Genomic DNA, 12109 nt, shown 5'->3' with positions numbered 1-12109 from the left:
GCCCCGCCCCGCTCCTCGTGCCGAGTTCCTTACGCGGCTTCGAGCCCAACCCCACCCAGGGCCCGACCCCCGTCCCCCCACCGCTCCCTGGCGAACTCCCGGCTCTCGACTCACCGCTGCCCGGGGAGGCCCCGGCCTACGGCTCTCCGCCACTTTCTTCGGCACAGAGCCCGGCCCCGGGGGCCCCGCGGCTTCCGGCGCGGGACGTGTCGCCGGGTTCTGGGCCGCTCCCGGCGCAGGACCTGCCGCCGGGTCCGGCGCCGAGCCCGGCTCCGGTTGCTGCGTCGAGTTCCGTGCCGGTCCCGGCTCCGGTCGCTCCGTCGGGTTCCACGCCGAGTGCCGAGCCGAATCCCGCGTCGGGTTCACTGCCGCTTCCGGCGGAGAGCCCTGGTGCGGGTACCTCGCCCATTCCGCCGCAGCAGTCGCCGTCGGGTTCGGTTCCGAATTCGGCTCCCGCCTCTGTTGTGCCGGGTTCCGTGCAGAGCCGTGAACCGGTCCCGGTGTCGATTTCCGCGCCCAGCACCGAGCCGAGTCCCGCGCCGGGTTCCCCGCCGCCCCCTGCGGAGGGTCTGGCTCAGGGTTCCCCGTCGCTTCCGCCCGAGTACTCGCCGTCGAGTTCGGCGCCGACCCCGGCTCCGGTCTCTGCGCCCGGCTCCGAGCCCAACTCAGAGCCGAGTTCCGAGCCGAGTTCCGAGTCGAGCCCCACCCTGGTCCTGCCGCTCCCTGTGCAGAGCCCCGCGCCGAGCTCCCCGCAGGCCCCTGTGCGGAGCCCCGAACCGAGCGCCCCGCCGCTCCCCGCGCACAGTCCTGTCCCGAGCCCCGCGCCGACCCCCGCCCAGCTCCCCGCGGCCCATGACCCCCACGCCACCATCGCCGCCGCCGTGGAGTCCGGTCGGCATGGGGAGGCCGAGGTGTTGGCGGCTCACTATGAGCAGACGGCTCTGCGGGCCCATGGGCCGGCTTCCGAGGCGGCGCTGCACTGGATCGAGGTGCGGGCCGACCTGGCCATGATGGCCGGGGATCCGGTGCGCAGTTGCCGGGCTTGGATGATGGTGGCCTCGGCGCGGCTGTCCGCCGGGCAGGCGCCGGACGCGCCGGCGGTGGAGGCCGCGGTCGACCGGGCCCATCACCAGTGGGGCCAGATCAAGGACGCCGCCCCTGCCCGTGAACTCGGCCCCGCGCTCGCGGAGCTGCGGGGCCGGGTGCCGGGGCGGCGGCGGGGTGCGCTGGAGAATGTCCAACGGCAGCTGCAGCAGCTGCAGACCCAGGCCTGAGCCGCCGCCGCGGACGTCACTGGGTGAAGACGAAGCAGGGGGAGCCCCCGGCGGGACAGGGGGGATGTCCCACCGGGGGCGGCTCGGTGCGGGCCCGTCTCAGGAGAAGGCGGGGACGATGCGCTCGATCGACTGGCCGCCCCTCTTGGCTTGCCGGGCCTTGTTGATCTCGTTGACGAGGTTGTTGGTCAGGGGGAAGTTGGCGTCGCCCCACTTGGAGTTCCACAGGGCGTCACGCGGCGCCTTGGCCATCCTCTCCATGGACACCAGGGCAGGCCGGTCCCAGCGGCCGTTGCCCCAGGCTTTGGGAACTTCGCCCCACTTGGCGAAGCGGAAGGCGTGGGAGCTGCCGCCGTCCTTGTGGTAGACGATCTTGACGTGGTTGCCCTCCATCGGCACCTCGTTGATCGGGTGGGTGCTGTATTTGCCGTGCGCGGAGGCGGCCAGGTAGCGGGGCCGCTCCTCGCCCTGCTTCTGCAAGGCCACGACGGACTCGAAATCGTGGCGGTGCCCGAAGGCGTCGGCGCCGTTCACGACCTGGTCCTTCTCGAAGTAGAGCGCGTAGACGTACGCGCACCAGCCGTGCTGGCACTTCGACTGCGCGTAGGTGTTGGCCCTGCCGAGGTGGCCGTCCCGGCAGCCGCCGGTGATCTTCCCGCTGTTGTTGAGGCCGCCGTTGAGCCGTCCGTTCGCGTCGACCGCCGCGGCCGGGAGGCAGCCGTCCGTGTCGTAGTCGAACAGCGGCATGTACTTCTGCTGGAAGGTGGTCGCGTTCGCGCGAAGGGGCTGCAGGACGGCGGCGTTGGCACTGCCGGTCAGGCCGGCGGTCAGCGCGGTGACGCTGCCCGCGACGACGGCGGCCTTGGCGAGTCGGGACTTTCGCTTGGTCTTGAGTGCCTTGGGCATGCGGGTCTCCTCCAGTTGCTCGGTCTGCCGGGAGTCCGGCGGGCTGAGATCGAGACTGGAGAGCCGAAAGTTGATCAGCACCCCCTCTGACCAGGGCAATCAATTCCGAGGGAACCGGAGGATTGATTGCCGCATCCCCTTTGTCGAGACAATCAAATTCCATGATCATTGCTGATTTGTCCGGTGACGCGCGTCCCGGTGCCTTTCATTTGCCTGCACGTCACCCATGGCGTGCTCAGGCGAAAGGTGCCGCGACGTATCGTCACCGCCCTGACGTCGGTTTCGTCAGCTGTGTGGAGGTACGTGCGCATGGGCCGACCCGAAAGACCCCTGGACCCCGCGGCCGGGCCCATAGCCCGGCTCGCCCATGAGCTCCGCGAGGTGCGCAAGGCAGCCGGCACCCCCTCGTACCGGCGGATGGCCGAGGTGGCCGGGTTCTCCGCGACAACGCTGTCGCAGGCCGCGGGCGGCGAACGGCTGCCGTCCCTCGCCGTCGTCCAGGGATACGTGCGGGCGTGCGGCGGCGACCCCGGCGCGTGGGAGGCCCGCTGGAAGGACGCCGAGGCGGAGGTGTCGGGCGCGGCCCGCGAGGACGACGAGGACGCGGCGCCGCCGTACCGGGGGCTCGCCCGGTTCGAGCCGGCCGACCAGGGGCTGTTCTTCGGCCGGGACCGGCTGGTGGAGGAGCTGCTGGAGCTGGTGTGCGGGCACCGGTTCGCCGCGGTGTTCGGTGCCTCCGGCAGTGGAAAGTCGTCCCTGCTGCGGGCCGGGCTGATCCCCCGCCTCCAGAAGGAGATCGCCGACCGGGGCGGTCCGGCGGTGCTGCGGGTGCTGACTCCCGGGCAACGGCCGGCCGCCACGTACGGCCATCTGCTGACCCCGGCCGAGGACGAGCCGGAGAGCTGGGTGGTGGTCGACCAGTTCGAGGAGGTCTTCACGCTGTGCCGGGACCGGGCCGAACGCGCCCGGTTCGTCGACCTGCTGCTCGCCGCCCGCGACCCCGGGAGCCGGTTGCGGGTCCTCATCGCCGTACGGGCCGACTTCTACCCCCGCTGCGGTGAGCACCGGGACTTGGCGGACGCCCTGTGCGGTGCCGGGCTGCTGGTCGGGCCGATGACGGCGGACGAGCTGCGGGAAGCGGTCGTCAAGCCGGCGCAGCAGGCCGGGCTTCTGGTGGAGCGGGAGCTGACCGCGCGGATCGTGGAGGAGGTCCTCGACGAGCCCGGCGGGCTGCCGATGCTCTCGCACGCCCTCCTGGAAACCTGGCGACGCCGCAAGGGCCGGCTGCTGACCCTCGCCGCGTACGAGGCGGCCGGCGGCGTGCACGGCGCCATCGCGGCCAGCGCCGAGGAGGCGTACGGGCAGCTGACCGCACCCCAGGCGGAGGCCGCCCGGCGCCTGCTGCTGCGGATGGTCGAGCCCGGTCAGGGCACCCCCGACACCCGGCGACCGCTGACCCGGGCTGAGCAGGAGGACTGGGCGTGCCCCGATGTGCCGGCGGTGGTGGAGCGGCTGGCCCGCGCCCGCCTGCTGACCGTCGACGAGGAGGACGCCCAGCTCGCCCACGAGGCGCTGATCAACTCCTGGCCGCGCTTGCACGACTGGATCGAGGAGGAGCGTGAGCGGCTGCGCCACCACCGCCGGCTGACCGAGGCCGCCCGCGCCTGGCTGGAACACGACCGCGACCCCGGCGGGCTGTACCGGGGCAGCAGGCTGGCGCGGGCCGAGGAACTGTTCGGGGCCGACGACGGCACGCTCACGGTGTCGGAGCGGGCGTTCCTCGTCGCCGCGCTGGAGGCGCGTGAGGCCGAGCGGCGGGCGGCGGCGCGGACCGCCCGCAGGTCGCGGGTGCTGGTCACCGCCCTGTCCGCCGTCCTGGCGGTGGCGCTCGTGGTCAGCCTGGCCGCCTGGAGTCAGCACCTCGACAACGAGCGGCAGCGCACCGACACCACCGCCCGCCGCGTCGCCTCCGTCGCCGACTCCCTGCGCACCACCGACCCGCGCGCCGCGATGCTGCTGGGCGCCGCCGCCTGGCGAGTCTCCCCGCTGGCCGAGTCCCGCCGGGCCCTGCTCGGCGCCCTCGCCCAGCCCGAACGGGACACCTTCTCCGATCCCGCGCCCGGCGACACCGCCCTCCGTTTCCTCACCACCTCCGGCCGCGTCCTGCTCAGCGTCGCGGGCCGGACCTGGCGGACGTACGACGTGGCTGCGCATCGCCGCACCGGCTCGGGCCGGCTGCCGGCCGACGCCGCCGAGGTGGTCGGGTTGTCCCCCGACGCCAAGGTGATCGCGCTGTCCGGCCAGGACGGCATCCGGCTGTGGGACACGGTGGCGGGACGCTGGACCGGCGGCGGGCCGTGGCAGGCGTTCTCCGCCGTCGTCGGCGACCGGGCCTTCCTCGTGACCGGCAGCGACGACGAACGGGCCGTCGTCCGCTCCCGCACCGACGGAAAGTCCCTGTTCGAGAGCCCGCAGGTGGTGGATCGCGCGGACATGGCCCCCGACGCCGGCACGGTCGCGGTCTGCCCGGCGGGCGGCCAGGGCGCCACGCCCCAGGTGTGGGACGTCACCCGGCAACGAAAGCTGTCCGGCGAGTGGGCGCAGGACAAGGACGTCTGCGCCGACAACGACGCCACGCTGGTCATGGGCGGCGGGCAGCGGATGGCCGCCGTCTCCCCGGCCGGAGTCCGCGTCTGGAACACCGGGTCGGGAAAGCAGCTGGCCGATCTCTCCGTGCCGGACGTCGGGTACGCCGCCTTCAGCGGGGACGGGAAGTTCCTGGCGGCGGTGGACAGCGCGGAGATCAAGGTGTGGCGGCTGTCGTCCCCCGACGCCCCGGTCTTCCGGCACTCCTTCAACAACCAGTACGTGTACGGCGCCCTCGCGTGGGATCCCACGCACCCCGTGCTGCGCTACCTGGAGTCCGGTACCGTCCACTCCCTCGACGTGTCGGCGGCGGTGACGCCGGACTGGCAGGACGACGGCCTGTCCGGCGTGCGGCTCGCCCCCGACGGCAGGACCCTCGCCACCGCAAAACGCACGAGCACCGGCACCGGCTATAGCTTCCAGCTGCGCGACACTGGCGCCGGCCAGGCCCCACGAACCCTGCCGTCGCCGCCGATGCCCGTGGCCCTCGCGGGCATGGACCCGGTCGTCCCCGGCGACACCCTGGCCCTGACGGCGTTCAGCCCGGACGGTGCGGTCTTCGCGTACGGCGTCTCGGCGCCGGGCCGGGAGGCCGCCCCGCAACGGATCACGATCTGGGACGTACGCCACTCCAGGGTCCGCGAGACCCTGGACCTGGCCACGCCCGACTCGACCGGGCCGCTGATCGACATCGCCCTGGGTGCCGGCGGCCGCACCCTGTACGCCGTGCGCACGCCCACGATAGATGACCTGGCCGACGAGGTCTGGGACACGGCGAGCCACCGCCGCACCTCCGTGGTGACCGGCCTGAACAGCAGCCGCCTGGCCGTCCGCCCCGACGACGGCCTGCTGGTCGGCGACAACCGCGTCGCCCGCCTCCCGAAGGGGCCGGTGGCCGGGAAGGGCCTCGTCCAGGGCGACCAGATCGGCTCCATCGCCTTCAGCGGGGACGGCTCACGGCTGGCCGTGGGCGACGGGACCGGCCGGGTCGCGCTGTGGGACGGGAACCTGAAGCACAAGGCCGGGGTCCTGCGGAACGTCTTCCCGGCCAGGCTCGGCGACACCCCGGAGGGCGTCAGCGCGCTGGCGTTGAGCCCGGACGGCCGCACGCTCGCCGTGGGCGGCAGCTCGGGAACGCTCCAGCTGTGGGACGTCCCCACCCAGCAGCCGCTCGGCGGGCCGCTGCCGACGGCGGGCGAGGAGATCGTCTCGGTGGCGTTCAGCGCGGACAGCAGCACGGTGTACGCGACCGGACTCCATGTGCCGCTCCAGCGGTACGTCGTCGATCCGGAGCGCGTGGTCGAGCGGGTGTGTGCCCGGGTGGGCGGACAGCTGACGCCGGCGCAGTGGCGGACGTACGTGCCGGACGCGCCGTACCGGAAGGTGTGCGGGGACTGACGGGAGGGGCCTTGATTGATTGTTTGCCCCGATGAAAGGGGCTACCAATCAATCCACCGGCTTGTCAGCCTCGTTCGAGCCGTGGCGTGGGCAACCTCCTCCGCTTGCGCCACGGCCCTATGGACACAGGACGGGAGGCTCACCCCATGAAGCCCAAGACACTCATGAAGGCCGGCAGCAGACGCCTCGGCGTCCTCGCCCCCGCCCTGGCCCTTGTCCTGATCCCCTTCTCCTCGGGGACAGCGAGCGCGAACACCAGCCCGGGCTGGGGCGACGACAAGCCCGACGTGATCTGGGACTGCAACAACGGCAAGGCCGACTCCTGCCAATACCACGAGGTCAAGGCGTGGACCCAGCTGGGCAAGCGGCGCCAGGTCGGCAACCCGGTGTACAACTGCGCGGGCAAGAGGGACCTGGACGTCGAACGCTGGTGGACGGCTTCCCGCACCACCTCGTACTCCTTCCAGCAGGAGACGAGCCACGAGGTCAGCGCCGGCTTCTCGGACACGATCTCAGCGGGCGTGAGCGTCAGCTCGTCGCAGACCGAGAAGTGGGAGGTGGGCAGGACCAGCACCACCTCCAACAAGCTCACGGCCCATGTCCCGCCCGGTATGGCCGGCGGGTACTGGTTCGCACCGTACTGGCGCAAGTCCCAGGGCTGGATCGAGGTCCACTACGGCAAGCGTAAGAACGGCCACTACTTCTGGTACTACCCGGGCAAGGGCTCCAGGGGCGTCGAGATCAACACGCCGGTGTTCAACTCGGACAGCGAGATGAAGGGCAAGTGGTACTGGGCGGTCTGGAACTGCTGACCCGGCCGGTCGCGAGATTGCGTGATTCCCATCACCGGAGCGGAGTCGATTGACTACGCTCCGGCGATATGCCGCTCATCCGCGAACTCGACCCCAGTGCCTCGCCGTTGGACTACTACGGCTACGAGCTGCGCCGCAGACGGGAAGCGGCCGGTCTGAGGCTGCGTGACCTGGGCGACGTCGTCTTCTGCACGGGGTCGCTGATCGGCCAGATCGAGACGGCGAGGAAGGTGCCGCAGCGGGAGTTCTCCGAGCGGGTGGATGCGGCGCTGGGGACGGACGGGTTCTTCTCGGGGTTGGTCGGGCTGGTGCTGCGGAGCCAGTTGCCGACGTGGTTCCAGCCGTTCGCCGACATGGAGGCGAAGGCGACGTACATCTCCACGTACCAGTGCCAGCTGGTCTACGGATTGCTTCAGACGAAGGAGTACGCCCGCGCGGTGCTGGCCACGGGTCAGCCGGACAAGCTCGACGAGCTGCTTGCCGCCCGCATGGAGCGCCAGCGCATCCTCAAGCGGGAGCAGCCTCCCGTGACGTTGGTGGTCCTCGACGAGGCCGTACTGCACCGCCCGATCGGCGGCCGGGAGGTCATGCGGGACCAGCTCCTCCACCTGTTGAGCCTCAAGGACGAGCGCTGGATCCGCCTCCAGGTGCTGCCCTTCAGGGTGGGTGAACACGCAAGCCTGGACGGCTCGTTCACCCTGCTCCGCTTCGACGACGACCCGGACGTCATCTACACGGAGGACTTGATCTCGGGCCACATGACGGCCAACCCGGAAACCATCCGCGACGCCGCCCTTCGCTACGCTGGCTTGCAGGGAGCCGCCCTGTCCGTGGAGGATTCGGCGGAACTGATCAAGGGTGTACTGGAGGAGCGTTATGGGCAGCAAACCGGAACTGGTCAACGCCCTGTGGCGTAAGTCCAGTTACAGCGGCAGCACGGGCGGCGAATGCGTCGAGGTCGCCGACCTCCCCACCCTCGTCGCCGTCCGTGACTCCAAGAACCCCGACCACGGCACGCTGACCCTGTCGCCGGAGGCGTTCACGGCGTTTGTGGCGCACGTGGCCGCGCCCTGATCTCAGGGCTTTGTGGAACCTTTACTCAGAGGCGGTCGTTGCCTCAGTGATGGCCCGGATGACCCCGACGAATACCGAGGTGACGTCAATGGCACTGTTCGACCGGCTCAAGGACCAGGCCAAGCAGCTCCAGCAGCAGGTCCAGGGCGGCGGCCACGGTACGACCGGCGGCCAGGGCGGTCACGGCGGCCCGGCGGCCGGCGGCTCGCGCAGCGGCTCGCGGGGCGGTTCGAAGGCCCAGCTGGTGGGCCTGCTGAAGACTCAGCTCGGCTCCCTGAAGACCGAGCTGAAGAGCGGCGCGTACCGGGACGCCAGCATGGCGATGTGCGCCCTGGTCGCGGCGGCGGACGGGCATGTGGACGCCGCCGAGCGCCAGCAGATGGAGTCGATGATCCTCAGCAACGACGTGCTGCAGAACTTCCCGCCGGACCAGCTGCGCCAGCGTTTCAACAAGCATGCGGACCTGTTGACCCGCAACTTCCCGCAGGGCAAGACCGAGGCCATGCAGGAGATCGCCAAGGCCGCCAAGAAGCCCACCGAGGCCCGCGCGGTCGTCCAGACCGGCATCGTCATCGCCGGCGCCGACGGTCACTTTTCCCAGGCGGAGGCGGCGATCCTCAGGGAGGCCTGCGGTGCGCTGGGCCTGTCGCCGGCGGAGTTCCAGCTCTGATCGTGGCCAGATAGCCGCAGCCGCATCCGTAGCCGTGGCCCAGCCACAACCAGACCGTCGGCAGGGCCCCGGAGTTCTCAGGACTCGTCCGGGTTTGGTCATGGGATGCCGTGGAGGGTGCGGGTGCTTTCGGGGTCGGTATGAGCGCGTCGGCCGCTGGCCGTGTTGGTCCGGCCGGCGAGCCGAAGGGTGCCTCGCACGATGTCGCGTAGGGCCGTCATGACCACCGGGGCGTTGTGCCCCCTGGCCCGCGTCCTCGCCGAAGGCAACGTCCTTGGTCCAGTGCACGGCGTTCTCGATGATCCAGTGCCCGCGTGCCCAGGCGGCCGGCTCGGAGGCGCCGGTCTGTCCGGCGGGCAGATCGGTGGCGGCGTAGACGGTTTCCGTGGACCACTTATTCGCCCCGATCTTCCGGCGCTTCCGGCTTCCGGCGCTTCCGGCGGATCTGGACGCCTCATCTGCCCGGCCAGGCTTGGCTGGTTGTCCTTGACGGACAGGAAGTAGTGCGCGTGACCCTCCTTGACGAGGTGGACGGCATGGGCCCGCCGGGCGTGCAAAGCATCCACGGTGACCACGCAGCCGGTCAGGTCGGCGTCGTCGATCTGCTCCAGTAACGGGGCGCACTCGGGTATCGCGTTGGTCCTGGCGCCGATCTCCCGCAGGGCAACGGTGACGGCGTCACTGTGGCGTGCGGCCGACAGGACGAAGACCTGGCCGCCGTCGGGGCTCCAGCGCTACCTGATCGAGCCGTCGAAGGCGATCACGTCGGTGTGCGCGGACCGGCGAGAGCGGTCTGCCCTGGGCGCAGCGGCGAAATGACGTGCCCGGGATGCCGTACCGCGGCGTGTGCGGCGATTGATCCGTCCGGCATTGATTCGCCCTGGTGAAAGGCGATTGATTCCTGTGGCGAAGAGGCGTGGTCATCAACTTCCCCCCTTGTGAATGTGGATGCCGGACCGGTCACCACAGTGGTCGCCGGCCATCGACCGATGGAGGACGTCATGCGAGGCACGAGGCAGCGGACACGGCGCGCGATCGCCCTGGGACTTGCGAGCGCAGCACTTGGCACTGCCTTCAGCCTCGGCAGCCCGGGCGCGGCCATGGCCCAGCCGATCCCGCCGTCGGGCCCTTCGCAGAGTGGTTCGAGCGTGGCCGGCAGTTCCAGCAACCCTCAGCCGGCGCCGCAGGACATGCGCGACGGGCTCGACTTCTGGCGCGACATGGGCTGGCCGAACTGGCACAATATCGCCGGCCGGGAGTGGTTCACCGCTTCCGCTTGGGTCGACCCGGCCACTCACAGGCAGCACCGGGAAATGATCTTCACAGGGGGTCAGTACCAGGACCGGGACGGTGCGCTGCGGAGCTTCATGCACGCCGGGCACGCCGGCACGTCGTCAACCGCAATGCACTACATGGGGAGCTTCCAGGAGTACAACACGACCATCTACACCGGCCCCGTGAACAGTGCCGTTCCCCGGCGCGACGCTCGCCGGCTCGTCCGGGCGGTCAACACAGGTGACGTGTGGTGGACGGACGACCACTACAGCACCTTCCATTACATGGGCCGGCCCTGAACGCTGATCCCCTGACGGGCTGACCGTCGCTGGGCCCTGTCGACGGCACCGCGGCCCCGGCGGGACACGGTGAGTGTCCCGCCGGGGCCGGCCTGTACGACTCTCAGCCGCTCGCATGCCGCGAGATGACATGCTGAGCCGGCCGCCGGTCAGGATCCGGCGCCGCCGCTGGCGCCGGGCCCGCGTTCGCCGCCAGGACCAACGTCGCCACGGCGGCCACCGCCGCGGCGAACCCTCGGGTGTAGCGCTCGGTGGTGCTGGTGCGTTCCTGCACGGCGACCTCGCAACAGCGTTGTGTTAACCACGTTTAATACGCGGTTTAACCTAGGCGCTGTCGGACGCGAACGGCAAGAGGCACAGGGGGAGTTGGGCGATGTCGGACCGTGACGACCCGGGGACCATCGGGCGAAGAGTGCAGCAGTTGCGGGCCGACCGGGGGCTGACGCAGAGGCAGTTGGCGGAGCCGGCGTACACCCCCGCCTACATCTCCACACTGGAGGCGGGCCGCGTCCGCGCCTCCGACGACGCGCTCCGGCACATCGCCGGCCGGCTCGGCGTCGCCTTCGAGGAACTCGCCACCGGGCGCCCCGCGCACCTCGTCACGGGCCTGCGGCTGCGGCTGACCGAGGCCCACCGCGCCCTCGCCACCGGCGATGCCGAGGCGGCGGCCGAGCAGTACACCGCGCTGCTCGCGGAGGCGGAGGCGCACGGGTTCACCGAGGAGCGGGCGGCGGCCCTGCTCGGGCTCGGCGATTGCGGCATCGACGTAGGCGAACTCGCCTCCGCCCGACGCCACTTCGAGCAGGCCGAGCAGGTGCTCACCGAAGCCGACGCCCCGCTTCCCGCCCGCGTCCCCGCCCTGCGCGGAAGGGCGGTGTCCCACTACCTCGCCGGTGAACTCCGCTACGCCGTATACCTGTTGGAATCAACCCTCGACGAGCTCAACCGGGGCGGCCTGCACGACCCCGACGCCCTCCTCCTGCTCTACGCCAGCGTCATCGGCCCCTACATGGACATGGGCGCCCACGCCCGCGCCGCCCAGTCCGCCGAATACGCCCTCGCCCTGGCCCCGCAGGCGGCGGACCCGGCCCTGGTCGCCCGGATGCACCGGTCCGTCGCCCGCACCCTCCTCGCCGAGGGCCGGGTCGCCGAGGCCGACGCCTCCCTCGCCAAGGCCGCCGAGCTGTACCGGCAGCTCCAGATCCGTACCGAACTCGCCAACTGCCACTGGATGCGTGGCTACGTCCACGCCCAGAACGGCGACCTGGAGGGCGCCGAGGCGGCGCTGCGCGAGGCACGGGCCATGCTCACCGCCAAGCGCGCCGCCCTCTACACCAGCCAGGTCGCCGTCGAACTCGCCGACGTCCTGCACCGGCGCGGCAAGTCCGACGAGGCCGCCGCCCTGCTCCACGAGGTGCTCAGCGACCTCAGCCCCGAACGCGGCGCCCTGCACTCCGCCGCCGCCCACCGCCTCCTCGGCATCATCGCCGAGGACACCCACGACACCGAGACCGCCGAGGAGCACTACGTCCGCGCCCTGAGCCTGCTGGAGCGCGCGGGCGCGGCCGGCGACCTGGCCGACCTGTGCCGTCTGCTCGGCGACCTGCTCCGCCGCACGGGACGGGTGGAGGCGGCCCTGGACGCGTACCGGACGGGGCTGGGCCACCGCACGGCCCCCGGCACCACAACCCTCGGCCCCGCCCCCGCACAGCCCCCTCTGTGAGGAGCCCAAGGCTGCGCACAGGTCGGACCGGT

9 protein-coding genes and 1 pseudogene are annotated in these 12109 nt (G+C 71.5%); 8 read left to right on the top strand and 2 right to left on the bottom strand.

Annotation, left to right across the window (positions count from 1 at the left end; all coding sequences use genetic code 11):
• Positions 1-574: 574 nt before the first annotated feature.
• Entirely contained in the window at positions 575-706 is a 132-nt protein-coding gene (locus ADK36_RS51085) for a hypothetical protein (protein ID WP_267887438.1), read from the bottom strand.
• Between the two features lie 136 nt (positions 707-842).
• On the opposite strand from ADK36_RS51085, the pseudogene ADK36_RS36930 reads away from it, so the two are divergent.
• Positions 843-1274, top strand: a pseudogene (locus tag ADK36_RS36930) (hypothetical protein); the annotation flags it as partial.
• Between the two features lie 99 nt (positions 1275-1373).
• Here ADK36_RS36930 and ADK36_RS36925 read toward each other — a convergent pair.
• Positions 1374-2180 carry an NPP1 family protein gene (locus tag ADK36_RS36925; RefSeq protein ID WP_053200707.1) on the bottom strand — a complete coding sequence of 269 codons (807 nt, stop codon included), beginning with the start codon at positions 2178-2180 and terminating at the stop codon, positions 1374-1376.
• A gap of 309 nt (positions 2181-2489) precedes the next feature.
• Between ADK36_RS36925 and ADK36_RS36920 the strand changes: the two genes are divergently transcribed.
• From ADK36_RS36920 to ADK36_RS36890, 7 genes are all read left to right on the top strand, one after another.
• Positions 2490-6224, top strand: a complete 3735-nt coding sequence (locus ADK36_RS36920; protein ID WP_053200698.1) for a hypothetical protein — start codon at positions 2490-2492, stop codon at positions 6222-6224.
• Between the two features lie 146 nt (positions 6225-6370).
• Complete coding sequence (locus ADK36_RS36915) at positions 6371-7036, top strand: hypothetical protein (protein WP_053200696.1); 666 nt, start codon at positions 6371-6373, stop codon at positions 7034-7036.
• 68 nt (positions 7037-7104) lie between these two features.
• On the top strand, positions 7105-7953 hold the full coding sequence (locus tag ADK36_RS36910) for a helix-turn-helix domain-containing protein (protein ID WP_048585858.1): 849 nt from the start codon (positions 7105-7107) through the stop codon (positions 7951-7953).
• Positions 7913-8110 (top strand): DUF397 domain-containing protein, encoded by a 198-nt coding sequence (locus tag ADK36_RS36905; RefSeq protein ID WP_048585857.1) that lies wholly within the window; start codon positions 7913-7915, stop codon positions 8108-8110. Before ADK36_RS36910 ends, ADK36_RS36905 begins: the two co-directional genes overlap by 41 nt.
• Positions 8111-8198: 88 nt before the next feature.
• On the top strand, positions 8199-8780 hold the full coding sequence (locus tag ADK36_RS36900; RefSeq protein WP_048585856.1) for a tellurite resistance TerB family protein: 582 nt from the start codon (positions 8199-8201) through the stop codon (positions 8778-8780).
• A 989-nt stretch (positions 8781-9769) separates the two neighbouring features.
• Positions 9770-10354 (top strand): hypothetical protein, encoded by a 585-nt coding sequence (locus ADK36_RS36895; protein ID WP_053200694.1) that lies wholly within the window; start codon positions 9770-9772, stop codon positions 10352-10354.
• 373 nt (positions 10355-10727) lie between these two features.
• A complete protein-coding gene (locus tag ADK36_RS36890; RefSeq protein ID WP_053200691.1) occupies positions 10728-12077 on the top strand; it encodes a helix-turn-helix domain-containing protein in 1350 nt (449 codons plus the stop codon).
• Positions 12078-12109: the final 32 nt, after the last annotated feature.

This window comes from Streptomyces viridochromogenes, from assembly GCF_001270495.1.
GTDB classification, from domain to species: Bacteria; Actinomycetota; Actinomycetes; order Streptomycetales; family Streptomycetaceae; genus Streptomyces; species Streptomyces viridochromogenes_A.
This window is presented reverse-complemented; position numbering and strand designations above follow the sequence as displayed.

Coding starts and splice junctions, on each gene's coding strand:
- ADK36_RS36925 (WP_053200707.1), bottom strand. CDS start 2,180: ATGCCCAAGGCACTCAAGACCAAGCGAAAGTCCCGACTCGCCAAGGCC.
- ADK36_RS36920 (WP_053200698.1), top strand. CDS start 2,490: ATGGGCCGACCCGAAAGACCCCTGGACCCCGCGGCCGGGCCCATAGCC.
- ADK36_RS36915 (WP_053200696.1), top strand. CDS start 6,371: ATGAAGCCCAAGACACTCATGAAGGCCGGCAGCAGACGCCTCGGCGTC.
- ADK36_RS36910 (WP_048585858.1), top strand. CDS start 7,105: ATGCCGCTCATCCGCGAACTCGACCCCAGTGCCTCGCCGTTGGACTAC.
- ADK36_RS36905 (WP_048585857.1), top strand. CDS start 7,913: ATGGGCAGCAAACCGGAACTGGTCAACGCCCTGTGGCGTAAGTCCAGT.
- ADK36_RS36900 (WP_048585856.1), top strand. CDS start 8,199: ATGGCACTGTTCGACCGGCTCAAGGACCAGGCCAAGCAGCTCCAGCAG.
- ADK36_RS36895 (WP_053200694.1), top strand. CDS start 9,770: ATGGAGGACGTCATGCGAGGCACGAGGCAGCGGACACGGCGCGCGATC.
- ADK36_RS36890 (WP_053200691.1), top strand. CDS start 10,728: ATGTCGGACCGTGACGACCCGGGGACCATCGGGCGAAGAGTGCAGCAG.